21 protein-coding genes are annotated in these 22,405 nt (G+C 71.3%); 4 read left to right on the top strand and 17 right to left on the bottom strand.

The window, feature by feature from the left end; all coding sequences use genetic code 11:
* Nucleotides 1-205: 205 nt before the first annotated feature.
* Nucleotides 206-1,741, bottom strand: coding sequence for an NAD(P)/FAD-dependent oxidoreductase (locus ABZU69_RS28875; protein WP_354967456.1), 1,536 nt, complete (start codon nucleotides 1,739-1,741; stop codon nucleotides 206-208).
* A 245-nt stretch (nucleotides 1,742-1,986) separates the two neighbouring features.
* On the opposite strand from ABZU69_RS28875, the gene ABZU69_RS28870 reads away from it, so the two are divergent.
* The gene (locus tag ABZU69_RS28870) at nucleotides 1,987-2,940 is read left to right on the top strand and encodes an AraC family transcriptional regulator (RefSeq protein ID WP_354967455.1); all 954 of its coding nucleotides are present in this window, start codon (nucleotides 1,987-1,989) and stop codon (nucleotides 2,938-2,940) included.
* Nucleotides 2,941-2,968: 28 nt separating this feature from the next.
* On the opposite strand, the gene ABZU69_RS28865 is transcribed toward ABZU69_RS28870, so the two are convergent.
* The 13 genes from ABZU69_RS28865 to ABZU69_RS28805 form a co-directional block, all read right to left on the bottom strand.
* A complete protein-coding gene (locus ABZU69_RS28865) occupies nucleotides 2,969-3,910 on the bottom strand; it encodes a sensor histidine kinase (RefSeq protein WP_354967454.1) in 942 nt (313 codons plus the stop codon).
* A 127-nt stretch (nucleotides 3,911-4,037) separates the two neighbouring features.
* Complete coding sequence (locus ABZU69_RS28860; RefSeq protein ID WP_354967453.1) at nucleotides 4,038-5,255, bottom strand: GAF domain-containing SpoIIE family protein phosphatase; 1,218 nt, start codon at nucleotides 5,253-5,255, stop codon at nucleotides 4,038-4,040.
* 209 nt (nucleotides 5,256-5,464) lie between these two features.
* Entirely contained in the window at nucleotides 5,465-5,992 is a 528-nt protein-coding gene (locus ABZU69_RS28855) for a hypothetical protein (protein WP_354967452.1), read from the bottom strand.
* 14 nt (nucleotides 5,993-6,006) lie between these two features.
* Nucleotides 6,007-6,789: a hypothetical protein gene (locus ABZU69_RS28850; RefSeq protein ID WP_354967451.1), complete on the bottom strand. Its 783-nt coding sequence runs from the start codon at nucleotides 6,787-6,789 to the stop codon at nucleotides 6,007-6,009.
* Nucleotides 6,786-8,039 carry an MlaD family protein gene (locus ABZU69_RS28845; RefSeq protein ID WP_354967450.1) on the bottom strand — a complete coding sequence of 418 codons (1,254 nt, stop codon included), beginning with the start codon at nucleotides 8,037-8,039 and terminating at the stop codon, nucleotides 6,786-6,788. Before ABZU69_RS28845 ends, ABZU69_RS28850 begins: the two co-directional genes overlap by 4 nt.
* Entirely contained in the window at nucleotides 8,036-9,454 is a 1,419-nt protein-coding gene (locus tag ABZU69_RS28840) for an MCE family protein (RefSeq protein WP_354967449.1), read from the bottom strand. The genes ABZU69_RS28845 and ABZU69_RS28840 overlap by 4 nt, the downstream gene beginning before the upstream one ends.
* Nucleotides 9,451-10,701: an MCE family protein gene (locus ABZU69_RS28835; protein ID WP_354967448.1), complete on the bottom strand. Its 1,251-nt coding sequence runs from the start codon at nucleotides 10,699-10,701 to the stop codon at nucleotides 9,451-9,453. The genes ABZU69_RS28840 and ABZU69_RS28835 overlap by 4 nt, the downstream gene beginning before the upstream one ends.
* Nucleotides 10,701-11,681 carry an MCE family protein gene (locus tag ABZU69_RS28830; RefSeq protein WP_354967447.1) on the bottom strand — a complete coding sequence of 327 codons (981 nt, stop codon included), beginning with the start codon at nucleotides 11,679-11,681 and terminating at the stop codon, nucleotides 10,701-10,703. Before ABZU69_RS28830 ends, ABZU69_RS28835 begins: the two co-directional genes overlap by 1 nt.
* A complete protein-coding gene (locus ABZU69_RS28825; protein WP_354967446.1) occupies nucleotides 11,678-12,709 on the bottom strand; it encodes an MCE family protein in 1,032 nt (343 codons plus the stop codon). The genes ABZU69_RS28830 and ABZU69_RS28825 overlap by 4 nt, the downstream gene beginning before the upstream one ends.
* Nucleotides 12,706-13,989 carry an MCE family protein gene (locus ABZU69_RS28820; RefSeq protein WP_354967445.1) on the bottom strand — a complete coding sequence of 428 codons (1,284 nt, stop codon included), beginning with the start codon at nucleotides 13,987-13,989 and terminating at the stop codon, nucleotides 12,706-12,708. The genes ABZU69_RS28825 and ABZU69_RS28820 overlap by 4 nt, the downstream gene beginning before the upstream one ends.
* A 2-nt stretch (nucleotides 13,990-13,991) precedes the next feature.
* Nucleotides 13,992-14,795, bottom strand: a complete 804-nt coding sequence (locus ABZU69_RS28815; RefSeq protein ID WP_354967444.1) for an ABC transporter permease — start codon at nucleotides 14,793-14,795, stop codon at nucleotides 13,992-13,994.
* A 1-nt stretch (nucleotide 14,796) separates the two neighbouring features.
* Nucleotides 14,797-15,567: an ABC transporter permease gene (locus ABZU69_RS28810; protein ID WP_354967443.1), complete on the bottom strand. Its 771-nt coding sequence runs from the start codon at nucleotides 15,565-15,567 to the stop codon at nucleotides 14,797-14,799.
* A gap of 5 nt (nucleotides 15,568-15,572) precedes the next feature.
* Entirely contained in the window at nucleotides 15,573-16,559 is a 987-nt protein-coding gene (locus ABZU69_RS28805; RefSeq protein ID WP_354967442.1) for an ABC transporter ATP-binding protein, read from the bottom strand.
* A gap of 163 nt (nucleotides 16,560-16,722) precedes the next feature.
* On the opposite strand from ABZU69_RS28805, the gene shbA reads away from it, so the two are divergent.
* From shbA to ABZU69_RS28790, 3 genes are all read left to right on the top strand, one after another.
* Nucleotides 16,723-17,295: an RNA polymerase sigma factor ShbA gene (gene shbA, locus ABZU69_RS28800; protein WP_354967441.1), complete on the top strand. Its 573-nt coding sequence runs from the start codon at nucleotides 16,723-16,725 to the stop codon at nucleotides 17,293-17,295.
* The gene (locus ABZU69_RS28795) at nucleotides 17,292-18,176 is read left to right on the top strand and encodes an anti-sigma-D factor RsdA (protein ID WP_354967440.1); all 885 of its coding nucleotides are present in this window, start codon (nucleotides 17,292-17,294) and stop codon (nucleotides 18,174-18,176) included. Before shbA ends, ABZU69_RS28795 begins: the two co-directional genes overlap by 4 nt.
* Nucleotides 18,177-18,541: 365 nt before the next feature.
* Nucleotides 18,542-19,699, top strand: a complete 1,158-nt coding sequence (locus tag ABZU69_RS28790; protein ID WP_354967480.1) for a D-alanyl-D-alanine carboxypeptidase — start codon at nucleotides 18,542-18,544, stop codon at nucleotides 19,697-19,699.
* Nucleotides 19,700-19,734: 35 nt separating this feature from the next.
* Here the strand turns inward: ABZU69_RS28790 and ABZU69_RS28785 are convergent, their stop codons facing one another.
* From ABZU69_RS28785 to ABZU69_RS28775, 3 genes are all read right to left on the bottom strand, one after another.
* Nucleotides 19,735-20,574, bottom strand: a complete 840-nt coding sequence (locus ABZU69_RS28785; RefSeq protein WP_354967439.1) for an amino acid ABC transporter ATP-binding protein — start codon at nucleotides 20,572-20,574, stop codon at nucleotides 19,735-19,737.
* Between the two features lie 5 nt (nucleotides 20,575-20,579).
* Nucleotides 20,580-21,374, bottom strand: coding sequence for an amino acid ABC transporter permease (locus tag ABZU69_RS28780; RefSeq protein ID WP_074311141.1), 795 nt, complete (start codon nucleotides 21,372-21,374; stop codon nucleotides 20,580-20,582).
* Between the two features lie 76 nt (nucleotides 21,375-21,450).
* A complete protein-coding gene (locus ABZU69_RS28775; RefSeq protein WP_354967438.1) occupies nucleotides 21,451-22,269 on the bottom strand; it encodes a basic amino acid ABC transporter substrate-binding protein in 819 nt (272 codons plus the stop codon).
* Nucleotides 22,270-22,405: the final 136 nt, after the last annotated feature.

Raw genomic sequence — 22,405 nt, 5'->3', positions numbered from 1 at the left:
GCTACCGGCCAGGGCCGCCGGCACGGGCACCGGGACGTCCAGCTTCCAAGCCTGGTGGCGATGCTCGGTGCTCTGCCCCGCCGCCATCGCCCCCGCGCCTCCTCGCCGACCGGTCCAGCCTCATCTGTGATGAGGCATTTTATCCCGGTATTTACCCCGCCTTGACGGTTATCGCGAATACGCCTTCGGTGACGGTCCAGCCCCCTCACCGCGCTGCGCGAGGGGCCGGGGTCGGTTCGACCCGGTCCGTCGCGCGGCCCTCGGCGGTACGCCGGATCATGCGGGTCGTCACCCTCCGGTAGGAGCGCGGGTCGACGGGCAACAGCCACTGTCGGGCCCGTGCCAACCGGCCGAGGTTGAGCCCCAGCTCATCGAGCACCTCGTCGATGTTGTGCATCGAGAACGGGATGACGTTCGTGCCCCGGGCGTGCCGCCCGCTGGTCCGCGCCGCCATCCAGGCCACCCGCGTGCGAACCTCCTCGCGCATCCGCTCCCGGGGCGGCAGTGCGATCCCGCCCCGCAGGTGGGCGGCGGTCCAGACCGCGGCCATCTCCGCGCTCAGCGGACTGAAGAACGAGGAGTTGTAGCCGGCGAAGGTCAGGCGTGGGACGTCGATCGGCAGGATCTGCCGGTAGAGCATGAAGTTGCCGGCGGCGTCCTGGAGCCGGGCGTGCAGCGCGTCATCGAAGAACGGAACGTGCTGCCGGAAACCGGTGCCACAGATCACCAGGTCCGCGGCGAGCACCGTGCCGTCGTCGAGGCGGGCGGCCGGTCGACCGTCGTCGACCAGGAGTTCTCTGATCGTCCGGTCCCGGTGGACGGTGATGTGGCCGTCCGCGACGCGCTCGAAGAAGCCCTCCGTCGCGAGGCTGACGGTGCTGCGGGCGATGTCCTGGAAGGTGCCGTTCGGCACGAGGCCCAGCTCGCGCAGCTTGAGCTGCCTGGTCGCGACCGACCCGACGCTGTCGAGCATGGTACGGCGCAGACCGTCTCCCGGACCGTGCAGGAACCACTCGACGCCCTTCAGGCTGAGGTAGCGGAACAGCGCCTCACCCATCCTGGTGAGCAGGAGGTACTTGTAGTTGAGTAAGTTGCCGAGCTTCCTGGGCATCTTCCAGAGCAGCTCGCGGGCGACGAGGTGGGTCTGGGCGGCGACGTCGCTCAGCGGGACCGCCACGTCGCAGGAGGACTTGCCGTAGCCGACGACGAGGACGTTCTTTCCCCGGGCCGCCGCGAGGTCGTGGAAATCGCCCGCGGCCAGGACCCGTCCTCCGGCGGCGGTGAAGTCCTCGCGTCCGTCGAAGGACGGGACGAGAGGATCGGAGAAGATGCCGTTGGCGACGATGAGGTGGTCGTACCGCTCCACGGTCACCGGGTCCTGACCCGTCGGGCGCGACGCGAGCAGCCACCCGGTCTCGTCGTCCAGGAGTGCCGCGGAGACGACCTCCGTGGAGAGACGCAGGACAGCGTCGAGCCCGAACATCTCCACGTAGCTTTCCAGGTACTGCTGGACCTGCTCGCCCGTCGGCCACTGCGGGTAGTGCGCGGGCATGGGGAGGTCGGAGAGGTGGTAGGTGCCCTTGTCGTTCTGGGTACGAAGGCCGGGATACCGACGGGTACGGCTCCACACTCCGCCGACGTCGGGCGCCTTCTCGAACACGGTGACGTCGAAGCCACTCTGCCGCAGCACCTTCGCTGCGCTCAGGCCGGCGAATCCAGCGCCGACGACGGCGATCCTCATGGCAGCCTCCGGAGAGTGTGTGTGACCCGCTGGCGAGGTACCGCGGCAGCAGAGGCGCTGGCGGTGTCAGCACGCTAACGGGCACGGCGGACGGGCCGCTATCCGCCGTGCGCGAGGTGTGTCCGCCGCGCGCAGCCGGCACCCGAGCCGTTCCTTGTCGGGTCGGCGGCTTTCCCGTGCTGCCCGCCCGGGTCGCGTCCTAGGGTCAGCGCAGCGGGACGCCCGGGAGGTGTCGGATGGATGCCGTGACGGTCAGGACCGACGACGTCGAGCACGCTCGTGCCGAGGTGGGTCGCGTCTTCTGCCCGCACCGGCTCACACCACAGGCGGGTGTCCGCGACGTTCGACTGCGGATGGCGGCCCGTCGCGCGGGAGGCGTGGGCGTCATCGACCTCGACTACGGCCAGGCGGTCCGGATCCAACCCGGCCCGCTGGAGACCTTCTACCTCGTGCAGATCCCCCGCAGCGGCAGCACGATGGTGCGGCACGCCGGCCATAGCGTGACCTCGACGCCCGACGTCGCCTCCGTCCTCTCCCCCTACGACGCGTCCGACATGCACTGGTCCGCGGGTTCGCCGCACCGGATCTTCTACGCCGACCGGCGCACCGTCGACCGGGAACTCGCCCGCCTGCTGGGCCGGCCGGTGGACGGCCCGGTCCGCTTCGACATCGGCATGACCATGACCACGGCCGCCGCGATGGCGTGGGCACGCGGTGTGGACTTCCTCGCCGACGAGCTGTCGCAGCCGATGGACGCCTCCCTGCTCGACCACCCTCAGGTCGCCGCTCGGTTCCAGCAGGGACTCATCGGCAAGTTGTTGCTGGCCCACCGGCACACCCATTCCGACCAGCTCGCCGAGCCGGCACACCACACGGCCGCCGGGCGCCTCGTGCGCCGGGCCTGCGCCCTGATCGCGGACCACCACGGCGAGGCGCTGACGGTCGGGGATGTCGCGGAGGCGCTCCGGGTGAGCGTACGAACGCTGCAGGACTGCTTCCGCCGCGAGTTGCAGACGACGCCGACGGCGTACCTGCGCGCATGCCGGCTCGATGCGGTCCACCGTGCGCTGCGCGCGGCCGGCCCCGGCGCGTCCGTGACGACCGTTGCCCTGCACCACGGGTTCGTCCATCTTGGCCGCTTTGCCGGCGACTACCGGGTGCGCTTCGGCGAGTCGCCGTCCACGACCCTGCGCGGCTGAGGTCTCCGGCTGCCGGGTCGCTCGGCCGTCAGCGGTGCATGTGCAGGCGGATCGTGGTGGCACCCGGCACGGTGTGGACGCGCACGAGATCGCAGAGCTGGTTGACCAGGAGGAGCCCGCGGCTGCCGGGCTGCTGCGGCGGCACCGGGATCCGGCCGGCGAGTGGATTCGTGATGTGCCCGGTGTCGGTGAGCTGGCAGACCAGCCGGGTGTCGTCGGTCCAGACCGCGAGGGTGCCGCCGCCGGCGGTGTGCTTGATCGTGTTCGCGGCCAGTTCGCTGACCGCCAGGGTGAGGTCGGAGACCCGGTCGGGGGGCAGGCCGGCCGCGGTGGCCTCGGCGGTCACCACCCGACGGATGGCCGAGAGGGCGTGCAGGTCGATGGTGATGGTGGTCGCCTGGGCGGGCGGGTCCTGCAGCGGCAGATTGAACCCCGCGGCCACCGCGACCGGGTCGGCGTAGTGCGGGCTCTCCCGCACCACGCTGCCCAGCTGGACGACGGGATGGGTGCGGTGGGCGTCGTCGAGCCAGCGTCGGTCCAGGTGACGGGTGTCGTAGGGGCAGAGGATGGTGGCCGGCCGGCCGGCGAACGCGGCGTTGATCAGTGCCTCGTGCTGGGCGCAGGCGGGGTACTCGGTCGCGGTACGGCCGGCCCAGATCGGTTCGCCGATGATGCGCACCCGCTTCCCGGCGTGGGCGGCGGCGAAGGCGAGCAGGACACCCGGAATGATCCGGCCCGGGTTGCGCCCGGCCACGCTCATGTCGTGCAGCTGCACCCTGCCCGCGTCGGTGCCGAGCGCGGCGCGGATGTGGTCGAGGTTGTCCCCCGGGACGGCGACCATGACCGGCTCGTCGGCGGCGAGGCCGGCCTGGATGAACGGCAGCGTGCCGGCCAGGTAGTCATCGCGGTAGGCGTAGAAGAGAGCGGGGTGCGCGAAGCTGTCGGTCCTGGTGGCGACGGAGATACTCAAGCTGCGGCCTCCGAGGTGCGTGATCCGGCCGCCGCGTCGGCTCCGGCAGGATCAGTCCGGGGACCTGCGTGGCACCGGTCAGGTGCACTGTATGGGCGACAGCTCTGGAACAGCCGGTCAGAGTCGTTCACGGGACACGTCTGTTGGCCGAGTGGATGGCGAGCAGGGCGATGTCGTCGGTGGCCTGCTCGCCGGCGAGTGTGGTCATGACACGGGCGCAGACTTCCTCGGCGAGACCTGGTTCAACGGCTGCACAGAGCCGGTCGATGCCGACGTCGATGACCTCGCCGCGGCGTTCGACGAGCCCATCGGTGTAGCAGATCAGCAGGGCGTCGGAGGGGAACGCGACGTCGGTGCACCGGCGGGCCGGCTGACGTGAGCCGACACCCAGGGGAAGATCGACGGGAATCTGCAGCGTCTCGGCGGGGTGTCCTGGCCCGGCCAGGACGGGTTGCAGGTGGCCGGCGAGGGAAACCCGGATGACGGTGCGGTCCGGGGAAATCATGGCGTAGAGGACCGTGGCGAGGTTGCCGGTCTCGAAATGCTGGATCTTGCGGTCGAGCAGGGTCAACGCAGTGGCCGGGTCGTCGCAGACCAGCGCGTAGGCGCGCAGTGCGCTGCGGAGACGCCCCATGACGACCGCCGAGCGCAGGCCGTGCCCGGACACGTCGCCGATGACGACACCCAGCCAACCGGAGGGCAGGGTGAACACGTCGTACCAGTCGCCGCCGACGCCGGCGTCGTGGCCGGGCACGTAGCGGGCTGCCATGTCCACACCTGGCGCGTCGGGCAGGTGGGTGGGTAGCAGGCTTCGTTGCAGTGCGAGGGCGGCGCTGCGGTCGAGGCCACTGGCCCGGGTCCGGCTGGCGAGGCTCGCCCGGTCGGCGGTGAGTTGCAACAACTGCACGTCGTCACCGGTGAATTGGTGCCGCCGCAGGCAGCCGACATGCAGGACGCCGATCAGCTCGCCGCCGGCGAACATCGGCACACCCAACAACGAGCGGACTCCGCGACCGAACAGAGCCGGGTCGTCCGCGGCGGTGACGTTCTCCACCAGGACGGGCTGCTTCTCCTGGGCGATCCGGCCGGCGAAGCCGCTGCCGACGGGGATCCGCGCACCTTCGCGGACGTCGTCCCCCAGGCCCTTCGTCGCGGTGGTCACCAACTGCTGGGCGTGCAGGTCCAGCAGCAGGATGGCCGCGGTGTCAACGCCCAGCACCTCGCGGATACGATCAACCAGCTCTTCCAGAAGGTCGTTGACGTCGAGCTGGGACAGCGCGGCGTCGGTAACCGCCTCGATGCGACGCAGCCGCTCGTCGCTCCCGCTCCCCTGCACGTCAATCACGGCAGGAAGCCTAACCCTTGCCCGGCCAGGAGCAGGTCATGAGGACGTCCCGTATCGGTCCGGCCCGTCGAGCGCCCATCAGTCACCCTGGGAGACGGAACTGACCCACCGGGTCGATCATCACGACCATTTGACGCTTTTCACCGTTTTTGACCGATGCCTGGTACGCCGAGAGCCGCCCCGGCCCACGTCAGCCGCACCGGCGCACGTCAGATGGCCGCTGCCTTGGCCACCTTCCACTCCCCGTCCACCGGGACCAGGGTGAGCACCACCCGGTTCTGGTCGACCTTCTCCCCGGCCGTGTTCACGTTGCGCCGGTACTGGTTGAGGTAGACGAGCAACTCGACCCGTTCGGCGGTCGCGGTCACCACGCCCGTCGCGGACACCTCCGCCGCCACGATCGCCTGCTGGGTGGCCGCGGTCTGCTTCAACGCCGTCGTGGTCTGCTCGTACTCCGTGCCGAACTGTCCGGTGGCGAAGGCGCGGCCGTTGGCGACGCTGTCGTCGAACGTGCGGTAGTCGTAGGAGAAGATCGCTTTGGCGGCGGCGGGCGCCGTGGCCAGCGCCTGGCGTACGGCGCTGTCCCGCCGCTCGGCGCGGTGGTCGCCCCACCAGCCGGCGCCGGCGACGGCGGCCGCGAGCACGATCGCGACGACCAGCGCCGGGACGAGCCGGATCCGGGTGGGGCGCAGCCGAGGAACGCGCGGCCGTCGCGGGAATCGGACCAGGGTACGCACGTGTCCTCCCTCTCTCATCCGACGAACTGCAGCCGCGACACGAGCCACCGCCCGGAGGCCTTGTCGTGGACGATGTCCAGCTGGATCCGGTAGTGCGACGGCCGTCCCTCGGGTGCCTTGATGTTCTTGACGGTGGCGTCGACGGCGACCAGTACGACCGCTCGACGGCGATCTCCAGAGACCAGCCCGGCCCGCAGCACCGTTCCGCGCGAGTCGACCTTGTTCTCCACGACCGCGGCGCGGACCTGCGACTGACCTCGGGTGAACTCGTCCTTGAAGTCGCCGGTGGCTCCGGCGGTGATCCGCTGGATGTCCCGGTCGACGCTGGCCGCGCTGACCGAGACAAAGTTGACGCTGGCCTGTTTGGCGGCGGCGAGGGCCTGCTGCCGGGCCTGGTCCGTCGCCCGGTCGACGTACCAGCGGTGCCCGGTCACGCCGCCGGCCACGACCGTGGCGGCGAGCACGGCCACGAGCAGGGTGATCAGCGACCGTCGCCGGGGCGCCGACGGAGCCCGCTCGCCCGTGCGACGGTCGCCCGAGCTGTCCTCCGGCGAGCTGTCCGCGCTCGCGGGGTCGTCTCCTCTCGCCGGGTCCGCGGCATCCGCCGGGTCCTCGACCGGCTCCTGGTCGAGCCGCTTCAGCAGGTCCTCGATCGGCTCGACCGGTCGGGGGAACTGGCGGGGCACGATCCGGCGTTGCGACGCGCGGCCGGGCGCCCCGGGCTTCGCCCCCTTGATGACTTTCAGCGTGTGGTCCCTCCGGGCCCGCATCTGCGCCTCCTTCTTCGCGTCGCTCACGGCGTCACCCCGGCCAGCAGCAACTGCTTCCACGACTGGTCCCCGGCCGTCCGGGACTGGCCCCCGGTGCCGCCGAACTGCAACGGCCGGCCGTCCGAGCCGAGCACCAGGCCGGTCGTCGGGTCGTACCCGGCGGTCGCGGCCCCGGCGGTCGGGGCGCCGCCGGACCGCCCCGGGTCGGGAGCTGGCTCCCGGCCGCCCGGTCGGGGGGCGTTGGCCGCGCCGCGCACGCTGGCGCCGGCCGCCCGCTCCCCCGCGTCGCAGGTGGTTCGCCCCCCGTAAACGCAGGACGGCGGATCGTCGACGTTGAGGACCAGGCCGAGGTGGGCGGTGCCGTCGCCCGGGGTGACGGTGAAACCGCCGGCGACGGCGATCGGGTACACCACCAGCAGTTGCTCGATGCCGGGCAGCCGCCGGGCGGCGATGCCGTTGACGGTCACCAGGTTGCCGAGCAGGGCGCCGACCGTCGGTTCCAGCCCCCGCAGCAACGCGACCAGTTCCCGACCGGCGGGAGGCCCGGCGGCGAGCAGCCGCCGCAGGTCGGGGTCGGCGGCGCGGACGGTGGCCGCCAACTGGGCAAGGCCCGCCGCCCACCGGCGCAGCGCCTGCGCCGACTCGGCCTGGGTGGTGAGCACGGTTCGCCCGTCGTTGATCAGCGCGAGGGTCTCTGGCAGGCGGGTGGTCGCATCGGTCAGCAGCGCGTCCCCGTCGTTCAGGATCCGGGCCAGGGCCAGCTCGTTGCCCTCGAACGCGGCGCCGAGTTCGGTGATCAGGACGGTGAGATCCTCCGGCCCGACGGAGCGCACCAGGGCGTCGAGGTTGCTCAGCAGGACCTCCGGCGCGAGCGGGACACCGGTCCGCTCGACCGGGATCACCGCGCCGTCGGTGAGGTACGGCCCGCTGTCGCGCTCCGGACGCAGGTCCACGTACTGCTCGCCGACGGCGGAGCGGTGCGCCACCACGGCCCGCAGGTCGTCCGGTACCCGGACGTCGCGCTGCAACCGTAGGTCGGCCCGGACCCCGTCACCGCGCAGGGCGACCGCGGCGACCCGGCCGACGGGCACGCCACGGTAGGTGACCGGGGCGTTGGGGAAGATGCCGCCCGCCCGGGCGAGGTCCAGGTGGACGACGTAGCTTCCGCCGAGCAGTCGGTCGCCCAGCCCGACGTAGCCGACGCCGACGTAGCTGACGCCGAGCACGCTCACCAGCAGGAACGCCAGCACCTGCACCTTCGCGGTACGTCCGATCATGGCTTCAACCCTTCGGACAGCAGGTCCGGCAGGGTACCGATCTGTCCGATCACCGCGCCGGTCAGCGGCAGGATGCACTGTGCCGCCAGGACCGTGCCGGCGGGCAGTTCGGTCCCGACGGGAAAGACCGTGCCCGGTGGCACGAGGCCCTTCGGCAGGATCAGCCCGCCGATGGGCACCTTCGAGCCGGGCTTGAGCAGGACGCAGCCCTCCGGCAGCAGACAGTCCTTCGGCGGCGTCCAGGTCGCGGGGAAGTTGAGCGGGTCGGGCAGGCACTTGAGGATCGGCAGGTCGGGCAGCGGGCGGGACCCGCCGCCGGGCCGCGGCACGGTCGGTGCGGCGCCACCGGCAGCCGGTGCCCCGCCGTGGGTGGCCCCCTTTGCCGGTGTGCGCGAACGGGCCGGCGCGGTGGGGGCGGCGGCGACCAGGTTCGCCAGGATCGACGCCGAGTCGAGGTCGGCGGTCATGGAGAGATTGACGAAGTCGCCGACGATCGCGCCGGTGACATTGGGTGGGAACGGGAACGACAGCATGAAGTCCAGCGACTTCGGCAGGTCGTTCCCGGCACGTGTCAGCTGCTCCAGGATCGGTTGCAGCGCCCGTACGTCGGCCAGCGTGTCGTCGCGGCTCCGGTTGACCACCCGGGTGCCGACGTCGCCCAACCGGTCCAGTGCGGTCAGCGCCCGGGTCAGTTGGGCGCGCTGCCCGGCCAGCACGGTCAGGCCCGGGGCGAGGGAGTCCACGGCATCGCCGAGCACCTGCTTCTGACGATCGAGCCGGCCGCTGAGCCGGTCCAGGGCGTCGAGGGCGCGGACCAGGTCGGCCTTCTGCTTGTCCAGCCCGCCAATGAACGTGTCCAGCTCGTCCAGCGCGTCCCGGACGGCGGGCTCCCGTCCGTCGAGTGCGGCGCCGAGCTCCTGGTTGATGGTTCTCAGCTGCGCCAGACCACCTCCGTTGAGCAGCAGCCCGAGGGCGGCGAGGACCTCCTCCACCTCGGCACCGCGAGCGGTCCGCGACAGCGGGATGAGGTCACCGTCGGCGAGTCGACCGGCGGCGGCGCCGGTGGGCGGCGGCGCGACCGTCACGTACTTCTCGCCCAGCAGACTGCTCTGCCGGACGGCGGCTGTCGCGTTGGACGGCAGATGGACGTCTGCGCCGATGCGCAGGGTGACCCGGGCGGTCCAGCCGGCCAGGGAGATCTTCTCCACGCTGCCGACCGTCACGTCGTCGACCTTCACGGCGGCCTGCGGCACCAGGTCGAGCACGTCGCTGAACTCGGCGGTGACGGCGTACCCGTCGCCCCTGGGGGCGCCGCCGGGCAGCGGCAGGTCGGCGAGGTCGGGCAGGCCGCACCCGGCCGGCAGGATCACCACCACGATCGCGCACGCCAGGGTCCGCAGGATGCGTGCGCTCATGACACACCCCGCAGGATGCCGCCGAGGGTGGGGTCGCTGGTGATGCCGGGGCCGCCCGGCGCCTGGTCGGGGATCGGCGCACCGGGGGAACTGAGGGGAGGTTTCCCCGGTGAGGACCCGCCGGTCGCCGGGGCGCCGGGCGGCAGCTTGAGGAGCTTGCGGAGTTGGTCGGTCATGGGCAGCCCGCGGGAGTGCAGGGTCTGCGCGAGTGCCCGGCACTTGGCGGGCACCTGCGCCCCGGGGAGCTGGTCCACTATCAGCGAGCAGGCGAAACCGGCGGGGTCGTAGGGACCCATCACGTTGTCGCGGGTGTCCAGGGTGCCGGAACGCGGGTTGTAGGCCAGGTTGAGGTTGTTCAGGGCCAGCGGGGCGACGTCGAGGATGTCGATGACGGCCTGTTGCTGGCGGACCAGGATGCCGGTGATGTCCGCCAGCGCGGCGACGTTGGACGTCAACGCGTCGCGGTTCTGCCGCACGAACGTGGTCACGTCGGCCAGCGCGGTGGAGAGGTTGCGCAGCGCGGCGGCCAGTTCGTCACGCTCCCCGGCCAGTTGTTGGGCGACGTCGGCCAACTGCTGGTTGAAGGTGCGCACCTCCCGGTCGCTGCGGGCCAGCGCGGTGGTGAAGCGCTGCAGGTTGGCGACCGAACCGAAGAGGTCCTGCCGCCCGTCAGAGAGGGTGGCCAGTGCCCGGGACAGGCCGTCGAGGGTGTCGTGCAGGTTCTGGCCGTTGCCCTCAAGGTTGGCGCGGCCGGTGGCGACCAGGTCGGACAGAGCGCCGTCGCGGTTGGCGCCCTCCGGGCCGAGGGTGCGGTTGAAGTCGTCGAGCGCCTGGTAGATGTCGTCGATCTCCATCGGAGCGGCGGTCCGCTCCAGCGGGATCTCGGCCCTGTCGGCCAGGGCTGCGCCGCCAGCGTAGGCGGGAGTGAGCTGGACGTAGCGGTCGCTGACCACGCTGGGCGGCACGATGAGCGCCTGCGCGTCGGCGGGAACCGTGATCCCCGGGTCGTAGGACATGGTCACCTGGACGGTGCGGCCCTGCGGGGTCACCGCGACCACTTCCCCGACGCGGACGCCCAGCACCCGGACGTCCGATCCGGGGTACACGCCGACGGCGCGGGTGAAGTGGGCGACGACCCGCCGTGTGGGTGTGCCGTCGCGGAGAACGACCACGCCGCCGGCGACGGCTACCAGGAGTGCGGTGGTGACGGCGATCGGCCGTCGCCGCCGCTGGATGGGACCGGGCATCAGCGGCCTCCCGTGGGCTGGTACGGCTGGAGCAGACCGGAGACGTACGAGTCGAACCAGCGGCCGTTGCCCACCACGTTGGCGAACGCGGTCACGAACGGCCCCATCCGCTGGATGGTCTTCTCCAGGTCGTCCCGGTTGCGTTGCAGAATGGCGACGACCTCCCGCAGCTTTTGCAGCGCGGGGGCGAGCTGGGCGCGGTTGTCGCTGACCAGGCCGGACAGTTGGGTGGCGAGTTCGTCGGTGCCGACGAGCAGCTTGTGGATGGCGTCCCGACGCCGACTCACCTCGCTCAGCAGCGCCTCGCCGTCGGTGACCAGTTCGCGGAACTCCTCGTCCCGGGTGGCGAGCACGGCGGTCACCTGGCGGGCACGGTCGAGCAGAGCCCGCAGTTCGGCGTCGCGCCCGGCGACGGTCCGGGAGAGCCGGGAAAGGCCGACCAGGGAGGCGTTGACGCTCCCGGGGGTGTCGGCGAAGGTCTCGGACAGGGTGGTGAAGGCGGCGGCGAGCTGGTCGGTGTCGACCCGGTCGAGCGTGTCGGCCAGCCCGGTGACCGCCTGCACCACGTCGAACGGCGCCGCGGTGCGGGCGAGGGGGATCTGCCCGCCCTCGCGCAGCCGACCCGGTCCGGCGGGCGAGAGGGCCAGATACTTCTGGCCGAGCACCGTCTTGATCCTGATCGTGGCGCCGGTGTCGGTGCCGAGCCGCACGCTGTCGTCGTCCACCCGGAACCCGACCCGTACGTACGCCGCGCTGTCGCGGGCGAGTTCCACGGCGGTCACCTTGCCGACCCGCACCCCGGCGACCCGCACCTCGTTGCCGGTGACGAGGCCGCTGGCGTCGTGGAAGGCCGCCTGGTAGCCGCGTCCGGTGAGGTCGGCCAGCCGGTCGAGCTGGAAGGCGCCCAGCAGCACGGCGACGATCAGCGCCAGCCCGAGCGTGCCGACGATCACCGGGTTGCGTTCCCGAAACGGTGTCACTGGCTGCCTCCGGCGCATCGGGCGGCCGGGGCGCTGAAGGTGGGCAGGTCGAGCGGTGCCCGGCCCGACACCGCCACGTTGCCGTCGAAGTCGCAGAGGTAGAAGTTGAACCACGAGCCGGAGGACGCGACGCGGGTCAGGGACTCGTACCGCTCCGGCAGCCGCCCGAGGGTGCCGTCGATGACGGCCGCGTTGCGGTTGAGGGTGCCGGAGAGCTCGTCCAGGGCGCGCACGTCCGCGGCGAGCGGTGGTCGTACGTCGCGCAGCAGCGACGACGTCGCGGTGGTGAGCTCACCGATGCTGACCAGGGACTCGCCGATGGCCGTGCGGTCGGCGGACAGCCCGGAGACGAACTGCTGGAGCTGGCTGATGCTCTGGTCCAGGTTCTGGTCCCGGTCGGCCAGCGTGCCCAGGACGCCGTTGAGGTTGGTGATGACCCGCCCGATGACGGCGTCCCGGTCGGCGAGGGTGTTGGTCAGCGACGCGGTGCGTTGCAGCAGGCTGCTGACCGTGCCGCCCTCGCCCTGCAGCACCTGGATGATCTCGTAGGCGAGTTTGTTGACGTCCTCGGGACTGAGCGCCGTGAACAGGGGCCGGAACCCGTTGAACAGCACCGTGAGGTCCAGGGCCGGTGTCGTCTGGCCGAGGGGGATGAGGCCGTCAGGCCGCAGTGGACGCCCCTCCCCCGGCCCCTCGCTCAGCGCCACGTACCGCTGGCCCACCAGGTTGCGGTAGCGGATCTTGGCGCGGACGCTGGTGGCCACCGGAACGTCGGAGGTGACCGTGAAGGCCACCTCGGCGAGCGTGTCGTCGACCACCGTGATGCCGCGGACCCGACCGACCTGCACACCGGCGACGCGGACGTCGTCGCCGGGGAGCAGGCCGGTGACGTCGGTGAACCGGGCCCGGTAGGTGACCCCGCCCGGTGGGAAGGCACCGAGGGTCTGCGCGAGCAGCGCCGTCAGCAGCAGGGTCACCGCGGCGAAGACCACCAGCTTCAGCAGGGGTGCCATGGCCTTGTTACTCATCGCGCGTTCACCACCCCTCCTCTCAGCAACGGCCCCCAGAGCAGGACCGCGATGTCGGGGACCTCCGCGGGCAGGATGCCGGTGACGGCACCGACCAGCGGCTTGACCAGCGCGCGCTCCTCGCCGGTGGCGGCCCGGCCCATCGCCGGGGAACCGGCGGCGGGCACGGCCGCCGCCAGGCCGACCGGCAAGGGGTCATGCGGGCGGGCGCCGCCGTGGTCGTAACCGTCGGCGACCGGCACGCTGGGCGCCGGCCGCCCCGGTTGGGGCAGGCCACGGCACTGCGGCCCGTCGTGCGCGCCGTAGACGGGCTCGTCGCGGCCCTTCTCGTACCTGCCGCCGTCGCGGGTGACCTCCAGGGTGACGTGCATCCGCCCGCCGGCGAAGACCTCCTCGACCTGGGGTTGCAGGGCGACCAGCCCGCTCATCAGGCACGGGTACTCGGGGGCGTACGTGGCGAGCAGTTCCAGCACCGGGCGGCTCACCTGGCCGAGCTCGATGATCTGATCGCCGTGTCGGTCGAGGAAGCCGCGGGTGGCGTCGGCGGTGTCGGTGGTGTCGGCGAGGAACGCCGCCAGCTGTGCACGTTGGTCGGTGACGGTGCGGGCGGTGACGGTGACGTCCCGCAGCAGGGCGAGCAGGTCGGGCAGGGCGGCGTCGTAGCTGTCCAGCACGACGGCGAGCTTGCGGACGTCCTCGGCGATGGCCGGCATCGCCGGGTTCAGCTGCCGCAGGTACGCACCGAGCCGCTCGATGTTCGCGCCGAGCTGCTCGCCGCGTCCGTCGAGGGCGGTGGCGATCGCGCCCAGCGTCGCGGCGAGCTGTTCGGGCCGCACCGCCTGGAGCAGCGGCAGCGCCTCGTCGAGGACGCGTTCCAGCTCGACGGCGGTGCGGCTGCGGTCCTGGGTGATGACCGCGCCGTCACGGATCGGTACGCCGTTGCCGCCGGCTGGCGGCACGAGTTCGACGTACCGCTCGCCGAAGAGCGTCTTGGGCAGCAGCCGCGCACTGACGTCGGCGGGGATCCGCGGCGTGGTGGCCGGGTCCAGGGCCAGCCGGATGCTCGCGCCCGCGCCCTCGCTGCCGACCGAGCGCACCTCGCCGACGACGACCCCGCGGACCTTGACGTCGGCGCCCGGGCTGAGCTGCAGGCCGGACCGGCCGGCCTGCAGGGTGACCCAGGTGACCGGCGTGAACGCCTTGCGGTACTGCAGCACGGAGGCGGTCAACGCCGCGGTCAGCACGGCGATGAAGACGATGCCGAGAATGCGATGTCTCATGGTCACCCCGCGATCCGGACGGTGGTGGTGGCGCCCCAGATGGCCAGCGACAGGAAGAAGTCGACGATGTTGACCGCGACGATGGCGAGCCGCACGGCCCGTCCGACCGCGACGCCGACGCCGGCGGGCCCACCACTGGCGGTGTAGCCGTAGTAGCAGTGCACCAGCACCACGATCACGCTGAACACCAGCACCTTGCCGAAGGACCACAGCACGTCCTCCGGCGGCAGGAACAGGTGAAAGTAGTAGTCGTACGTGCCGGCAGACTGTCCGAAGTAGAAGACCGCGATAGTGCGGGTGGCCAGGTAGCTGGCGAGCAGCCCCACCACGTACAGCGGGATGACCGCGACGAACCCGGCGATCATGCGGGTGGTGACCAGGAACGGCAGCGAGGGGATCCCCATCACCTCAAGGGCGTCCACCTCCTCGGAGATCCGCATCGCCCCGAGCTGGGCGGTGAACCCGCAGCCGACGGTGGCCGACAGGGCCAGAGCCGCGACCAGCGGAGAGATCTCCCGGGTGTTGAAGTACGCCGAGACGAAACCGGTGAACGCGCTGCTGCCGAGCTGGTTGAGCGCCTGGTAGCCCTGGAGGCCGACCTCGGTGCCGGTGAAGAAGGTCAGGAAGCAGATGACACCGACGGTGCCGCCGAGCACGGCGAGCGCGCCGGAGCCGAAGCTCACCTCCGCCAGGAGGCGGATCACCTCGCGCTTGTAGCGGCTTACGGTGCGCGGCGCCCAGGCGAACGCCCGCAGGTAGAAGGCGAGCTGTCCGCCCAGGTTGTCGAGGTGGCGCAGCGCCGGCACGTCAGCTTCCCTTCTGCGGTACGACCTGGAAGTACACGGCCGTGACGATGAAGTTCAGCGCGAACAGCAGCATGAAGGTGATCACCACGCTCTGGTTGACCGCGTCGCCGACCCCCTTCGGCCCGCCCTTGGCGGTCATCCCCTTGTACGACGCGACCAGCGCGGCGGCGGCGCCGAAGAGCAGCGCCTTGACCTCGCCGACCAGCAGGTCGGGCAGTTGTCCCAGGGCCTGAAAGCTGGCCAGGTACGCGCCGGGTGTGCCGCCCTGCAGGACCACGTTGAACAGGTAGCCACCGGTCACCCCGACCACACTGACCAGGCCGTTGAGCAGCACGGCGACCAGCATCGAGGCGAGTACGCGGGGCACCACGAGGCGGTGGATGGGGTCGATGCCCAGCACCTGCATGGCGTCGAGCTCCTCGCGGATCTTCCGGGCGCCGAGATCGGCGCAGATCGCCGAGCCACCCGCGCCGGCGATGATCAGCGCGGTGACGATCGGCCCCGCCTCGCGGACCACCGCGAGCACCGACGCCGCGCCGGTGAACGACTGCGCGCCGAGCTGGCGCACCAGCGAGCCGAGCTGCAACGCGATGACCGCGCCGAAGGGGATGGAGACGAGCGCGGCGGGCAGGATCGACACCGAGCTGATGAACCAGGCCTGCTGGACGAACTCGCGGACCTGCACCGGTCGCCGGCCGAGGCCGCGCAGGGTGTCCAGGCAGAACGCGAAGAACTCGCCGGTGTGGCGTACGGCGGTGACGGGTCCGCTCATCGGGGTCACCGCCGCCCGTTTCCGGCCGGCGTGACGGTGGGCGCCCCGGTGTCGGCCAGCCGAGCGAACGAGCCGGGGGGCGGCGTGACGCCGTGCTCCCGGCACCACTGCCCCGGGGGCCGCTCGGCGGCGCGGGGCAACCCGTCCGACGGCGGCAGTTGCAGCGGGATGGGCGGCAGCGGTGGCAGCTCCACGCCGGCGTCCGCCTCGGCCTGCAATTCCTCGGCGTCCTTCTCCTCGGCCATGCCGATCGGTCCGAAGCGCTGGGCGTTGAGGAACTGCCGCACCACCGGCTCCGTGCTGGACAGCAGCAACTCCCGCGACCCGAACATGGCCAGGTGCCCGTGGTAGATCAGGCCGATGTTGTCCGGCACCGTGCGCGCGGTGTTGATGTCGTGCGTGACGATCAGGAAGGTCGCCCCGGTCCGCTGGTTGAGGTCGATGATCAGCTGATTCAGGTACGCGGTGCGCACCGGGTCCAGCCCGGAATCGGGCTCGTCGAAGAGCACGATGCGGGGGTCGAGCACGAGCGCGCGGGCCAGGCCGGCTCGTTTGCGCATCCCACCGGAGATCTCCCCCGGCAGTTTCCGCTCGGCGCCGACCATGCCGACCATGTCGAGCTTCTCGGTGACGACCTCGCGAATCTGGGACTCGGACTTGCGGGTGTGCTCCCGCAGCGGGAAGGCGACGTTGTCGTAGATCGTCATCGAGCCGAACAGCGCGCCGTCCTGGAACAGCACCCCGAACAGCTTGCGCACCTCGTACAACTCCCGCTCGGAGAGCCGGGGCAGATCCTTGTCCTCGATCCAGATCGACCCGGCATCCGGGCGGAGCAGGCCCACCAGTGTCTTGAGGAACACCGACTTGCCGGTGCCGGACGGACCCAGCAGCACGGATATCTCGCCGGCCGGCAGGGTCAGGTTGACGTCCGACCAGACCGGCTGGCCACCGAAGGACTTGGTCAGACCCTGCACCGCCACCTCGACGCCCATCCACCCCCCTCTCGCCTCGCTACCTGTGACATCGCGGCGATCCGGCCAGGCGTAACAACTTCTTTGGGCTACCTCTTCGGCACACAAGGTGAACTAGGCAAAGTGGCGTACGTCTCGATAGCGTGCGGTTAACCGGCCGGTAACGAAGGTGCCTGCATCCCCCATGACCACAGCGATCGAGCCAGAGCTCGTCCACCTGGCCGCCAACGGCGACCGGGCGGCGGTCGCTGCCCTGCTCACCAGTGTGCGGCCGGGGCTGGTCCGGTACTGCCGGGCGCGGCTGGGCCGCGTCGGTGGGGCGTACACCACCGCCGACGACGTAGCCCAGGAGGTCTGCCTGGCGGTGTTGAAGGCGCTTCCCCGCTATCGCGACCAGGGCCGGCCGTTCTCCGCGTTCGTCTACGCAATTGCGGCGAACAAGGTGGCCGACGCCCAGCGCGCGGCGGTCCGCGGCGCGGCCGTCACCGACGCCGACCTGGAGCAGGTGGACACCACACCCGGGCCGGAGCAGCAGGCCGTCGCCACCGATCTGGCCCGACGTCTCTCGGTGCTGCTGCACCGCCTCCCCGACGTCCAGCGGGAGATAATCACCCTCCGCGTGGCGGTTGGTCTCACCGCCGAGGAGGTCGGCTCGATCCTCGGAATGTCGGCGCCGGCCGTACGGGTGGCCCAGTCCCGCGCCCTGGCCCGGCTCCGTAGCCTTGCCGGCGACGGACTTGACGAGGTGGCGGCATGAGCGAGCCCCGACCGGACGGTGGCGAGGACCTGGACCTCGCCGCGATCGACCGCGACGACCTGCTCCTCGACGCGCTCGGCCGCGGCGAGCAGGAGGCCGACGCCGACGGCCTCACGGCGATGCTGGCCGCCTGGCGTGCCGACGTCACCCCGGACCAGCCGGACACCGTGGTCGACGGCGAACTCCACGTCGTCCCGCCACGTCCCGAAGGTTGGGCCCGCACGCTCCGGACCGGCGCCCCCACCGCCCCCGTTCCCGGCCCACCCCGGTGGGAAGCGTCCGGGCGGCGAGCCCTCGGGTTGGCCGCCGCCGTGCTCGCCGTGCTCATGCTGGCGACGGGGCTGGGGGTGGCCAGCCACGACGCCGGGCCGACCAGTCCTCTGTGGTCGCTGACCAAGGTGCTCCATCCTGAGCGGGCCGAGGTGCTCGGCGTCGAACACAGCACCGCCCGTGCCCGCGCGGCCGTCGCGGCGGGACGGTACGACGAGGCCCGGGAGCTGATCGACCAGGCCCAGCGGGACCTGGGCCGAGTCACCGATCCAGCCGACGCCACTCGCCTGCGCGCCGACATCGATGCCGTCCTGCGAGACCTGGCCGCGCACCTGTGCCCCGGCTGGCCTCGCTGTGCGACGTCCCCGGTGGCTCCGGCGCCGTCGCCCGCGATGTCGACGGCCGCCGCCACCGAGCCCTCCGGCGCCGCGCCACCGGGCGGGACGGCACCAGCGCCACAGCGTCCCGCGCCGACGGACTCGCCGACATTCGGCGCCAACCCGACGCTGCCCCGACTTCCGCTGCCGTCGGTGCCGCTCCCGTCGGTGCTGCCGTCGCTACCCGGACTGCCACTGCCGCTGCCACTGCCGACCGGCGATCTGCTCGGTTGACCGAACCACGAGTCCGGTCAGCCCTGCTGCTCGTCCAGCTAGCCGCCGCGCTGGGCATCCAGGTCGAGCAGCGTCGCGACGACCTTGGCCACCCGCCGCTGCCCCCAGTTGTTGGCGCCGTCGACCAACGGCGGCACTCTCTCCCATTCCAAGCAGCGATGGCACTTTTGTGAACAACCGATACCGTCTCGCGAAAAGACACGTAGACGAGTCACCGAGGACGCTAACGGCGCAGACAGCCTGCCCGAACGCGAGGACCCGACGTGCTTTCGCCAATCTGACCGGCGCCAGCCCTGCTGACGATTACGTTCGTTGACGTGACCGACTTTCGGTTTGCCGCCGTGACGCTCAGCGCCATGCTGGTCATGCCCGCTGTGGCGATACCACTACCAGTGCGGGCCTCAGCCGCGCCGTACGTGCCGTGCCCGGCCGTGAAGCCGCCGACTCCACCGCCCGCCATGCCGTCCCCGCCACCGGTCGACCCCGCTGACCGGGCGATCGGCGGGGCGGCGCTGGCGACGACAGGTCTGGCCATTCCGGCGCGCGCGCCGACGGCGCCGGCAGTGACCGCCACCTCCTGGCTCGTGGCGGACCTCAACAGTGGCGAGGTCCTGGGCGGGTGCGGCCCCCACGAGCGCCGAACGCCGGCGAGCGTCCAGAAGCTGCTGCTGGCGGCGTCCCTGATGCCCCGCCTGGACCCGACCCAGATGGTTGAGGTGACCAGGGCCGATCTGCGCGATCTCGACCCGGCCAGTTCGCTGATGGGCGTGGTCGCGGGTGGCCGTTACTCCGTCGAGAGCCTGTGGCTGGGGCTGCTGCTCAAGTCCGGAAACGACGCGGCCAACGTGCTGGCTCGGGTCGGCGGCGGCAGTGCGGGCAGGCCGGGCGGAGTCGAGGCGATGAACGACGAGGCACGCCGGATGCGCGCCAACCAGACCCACGCCGCGACGCCCTCAGGCCTGGACGGCCCCGGTCAGTACACCAGCGCGTACGACCTCGCGCTGATCGCACGGGCCACCTTCGCCAGGGAGGACTTCCGGCGGTACATCGCCACCACGGTGGCCCAGATACCGGCGCAGCCGGGAAACCCGGCATTCGCCATCACTCACGACAACACGCTGCTGGGCCACTATCCCGGGACGCTCGGGGGGAAGACGGGCTTCACCGACCTGGCCCGCCAGACGTACGTCGGTGTGGCCGAACGCGACGGTCGACGGCTCGCAGTGACCCTGCTCGGCGCGGAGACCGCGCCGCTGGGGAGCTTGGGAGAGGCCGCGGCGCTGCTCAACTGGGGCTTCGCCCTGCCTCGTGACGCCTCCGTCGGCCGCCTGGTCACGCCCGAGGAGAAGAAGCACGACAGCCCCGTCGTTCCCGTCAAGGGCGAGCGCCCCGCCTCGACCGGCGGATCCTCAATCCCGCTGCACACCGGGCTCGGTGTCGGCGCTGCCGTCGTACTGGCCGTCCTGTTCCTGGCGGCCCCGTGGCGGCGCAGGGGTGTGCGGCAGGAAGCCGGCCGACGGTAGGGAGCGGGCACCGCCGACCGTCGACCAAACGGCGGTCACACGTTGTGACGGTCGTCAGCCGGCAGGTGTGGCGGCTCCGGGGGCTCCGGGGCCTGGTCGGGCTGACCAAGCTGCGCGACGTGGGTCGGATCGAGGACCCGGGAGAGGAACGAGCGGGTGCGTTCGTGCTGCGGCGCGCCGAGCACCTCCCGCGGCGGCCCCTGCTCGACCACCACGCCGCCGTCCATGAACACGACCCGGTCGGCGACGTCCCGGGCGAACGCCATCTCGTGGGTGACCACCAACATCGTCATGCCGTCCTCGGCCAGCTTGCGCATGACGGTGAGCACGTCGCCGACCAGTTCCGGGTCGAGGGCGGAGGTCGGCTCGTCGAAGAGCATCAGCTTGGGCTCCATCGACAGCGACCGGGCGATCGCCGCGCGCTGCTGCTGCCCGCCGGAGAGCTGGGCGGGGAACGCGGCGGCCTTGTCGGTCAGGCCGACCCGCTCGAGGTTGTCCCGCGCGATCCGCTCGGCCTCGCCACGGCCGCGGCGCAGGACCCGGCGTTGGGCGATGGTGAGGTTGTCCAGCACGGTCAGGTGCGGGAAGAGGTTGAACGACTGGAAGACCATGCCGATGCCGCGGCGTACGGTGTCGATCTCGACATCCGGGTCGGTCATCTCGACACCGTTCACCCAGATCTTGCCGGCGGTCGGCTCCTCCAGCAGGTTGACGCAGCGCAGCAGCGTCGACTTGCCGGACCCGGACGGCCCGATGACGCAGACCACCTCGCCGTGGCCGACCTCGAAGTCGATGCCCTTGAGCACTTCGAGCGGCCCGAACGACTTGTGCAGGTCGCGGATCTCGACGGCGGGCCGGGGTTGAGTGGTCGTCATGCGGGTCACCGGGCCTTGGCGTAGCGGAGTTCGAGGCGTCGTACCACCTGGGACAGGGGCAGGGTGATGGCCAGGTAGGCGAGGCCGGCCACCAGCAGCGGGGTGGCGTTGACCCGGTCGTTCAGCATGTCCCGGCCGAACTTGGTGACCTCGATGGTCTGCGCCGTCACGCCGAGCACGTAGGCGAGCGACGAGTCCTTGGTCAGCAGGATGAGCTCGTTCGTCAGCGGCGGGATCACGATCCGGAACGCCTGCGGAATGACGATGGTGCGCATCGCGGTGAAGTGCGACATGCCGAGGGTGCGCGCCGCCTCCATCTGTCCCTTCGGCACCGCCTGGATGCCCGCCCGGATGGTCTCGGCCATGTACGCCGCGGCGGTCAACCCGAGACCGATCGCGATCGAACCGAACACGCCACCGGGAATCTCCCGCTCGGGGAAGGCGATGGGGATGCCGTACCCGACGAGGAAGAGCACCAGCAGGGCGGGCAGACCCCGGAACAGCTCGATGTACGCCGTCGCCACCCACCGGTACGGAGCCACCCGGGACAGCCGCATCAACGCGAGGATCGTGCCGAACACGAGGCCGAAGGCGAAGGCGCCCAGCGTGTAGAGGATCGTGTTGCGCAGCGCGACGGTGATGATCGTCGGGAACATCGACTCGATGATGTCGACGCGGAAGAACGCCGCTCTGAGCCTGCCCCAGTCCGCGGCGTAGATCGCCACGGCGATGACGGCGATGAAGGCCAGGTACTGGAGCCAGAGGGACAGCCGCTCTCGCTGGCGGCGTCGCAGCTTCACGTTCGCTCCTTGCGTTCCCGGGGGGTGCCTACACGGAGGGCGCGCGAGTCGCGCGCCCTCCTGCCATCAGCTTCGATCACGCGCTCGGCCGCTTGCCGATCCACTTCTCGTAGATCGTGTCGTACGTGCCGTCCTGCTTGGCCTTGCTCAGCGCCTCGTTGATCTTCTTGAGCAGCTCCGGGTTCTCGTCCTTCTTCACCGAGAACCCGTACTGCTCGCCGGTGTCGAACTCGGCCGCGACCGCGAAGCCGCCCGGGTTCTCCTTGAGGTACTCGGTCCAGACCGGCAGGTCGTTGATGGCGGCCTCGACCTGACCGTTGGAGACGGCCTGCTGCAGGGCGGCGAGGTCCTCGAACTCGACGAGTTGGAGGCCCTTCTCCTTCTCGAACTTGCGGGCGTAGTCACGGCCGGTGGTCGCCGCCTGGACGCCGAGCTTCTTACCCCTGAGGTCGTCGAGCGACTTGTAGGGCTTGCCGGTCTTGACCAGCATCGCCTGCGTGGCGTCGAAGTAGGGATCGGAGAAGTTCATGACCTTCTGCCGTTCCTCGGTGATCGTCATGCCGGCGGCGGCAGCGTCGCACTTGCCCGTGTTGAGGTCCTGGCCGGACTTGATCCCCTCGAACGGGGTGTCGACGATCGTCTGCTCGACGCCCAGTTCCTTGGCGACCAGGTCCATCAGGTCGACGTCGAACCCGACGACCTTGCTGCTGGCGTCCTTCGACTGGAACGGCGGGTACGGCAGGTGGGTGCAGACGGTCAGCTTGCCGGCCTGGACGAGCTTGACCCCGTTCGCCTGGACCTGGCCCTCGTCCTTCTTGGCGCATCCAGCGCTCAGCGACAGGGCGGCGATCGCCGCGACGAGGCCGGCCTTGCGGGCTGCGCTGTGAAACCTCACGGCTGTGTCCCTCCGGTTCGGCTCCCCGTGCGGGCGGGCAGCCAGGGTTGGTGCGAAGACGGTGTGACAGGCGACGCTACCTGATCGGCCAAGCCGTACCTAGATCACGTCGAGCCGTTGTGAGCAGTGCGGCACC

The sequence above is a fragment of the Micromonospora sp. NPDC005206 genome, from assembly GCF_040608175.1.
In the GTDB taxonomy this organism is placed as follows: domain Bacteria; phylum Actinomycetota; class Actinomycetes; order Mycobacteriales; family Micromonosporaceae; genus Micromonospora.
This window is presented reverse-complemented; position numbering and strand designations above follow the sequence as displayed.

Coding starts and splice junctions, on each gene's coding strand:
- ABZU69_RS28875 (WP_354967456.1), bottom strand. CDS start 1,741: ATGAGGATCGCCGTCGTCGGCGCTGGATTCGCCGGCCTGAGCGCAGCG.
- ABZU69_RS28845 (WP_354967450.1), bottom strand. CDS start 8,039: ATGATCGGACGTACCGCGAAGGTGCAGGTGCTGGCGTTCCTGCTGGTG.
- ABZU69_RS28840 (WP_354967449.1), bottom strand. CDS start 9,454: ATGAGCGCACGCATCCTGCGGACCCTGGCGTGCGCGATCGTGGTGGTG.
- ABZU69_RS28835 (WP_354967448.1), bottom strand. CDS start 10,701: ATGCCCGGTCCCATCCAGCGGCGGCGACGGCCGATCGCCGTCACCACC.
- ABZU69_RS28825 (WP_354967446.1), bottom strand. CDS start 12,709: ATGAGTAACAAGGCCATGGCACCCCTGCTGAAGCTGGTGGTCTTCGCC.
- ABZU69_RS28820 (WP_354967445.1), bottom strand. CDS start 13,989: ATGAGACATCGCATTCTCGGCATCGTCTTCATCGCCGTGCTGACCGCG.
- ABZU69_RS28810 (WP_354967443.1), bottom strand. CDS start 15,567: ATGAGCGGACCCGTCACCGCCGTACGCCACACCGGCGAGTTCTTCGCG.
- ABZU69_RS28805 (WP_354967442.1), bottom strand. CDS start 16,559: ATGGGCGTCGAGGTGGCGGTGCAGGGTCTGACCAAGTCCTTCGGTGGC.
- shbA (WP_354967441.1), top strand. CDS start 16,723: ATGACCACAGCGATCGAGCCAGAGCTCGTCCACCTGGCCGCCAACGGC.
- ABZU69_RS28795 (WP_354967440.1), top strand. CDS start 17,292: ATGAGCGAGCCCCGACCGGACGGTGGCGAGGACCTGGACCTCGCCGCG.
- ABZU69_RS28790 (WP_354967480.1), top strand. CDS start 18,542: ATGCCCGCTGTGGCGATACCACTACCAGTGCGGGCCTCAGCCGCGCCG.
- ABZU69_RS28785 (WP_354967439.1), bottom strand. CDS start 20,574: ATGACGACCACTCAACCCCGGCCCGCCGTCGAGATCCGCGACCTGCAC.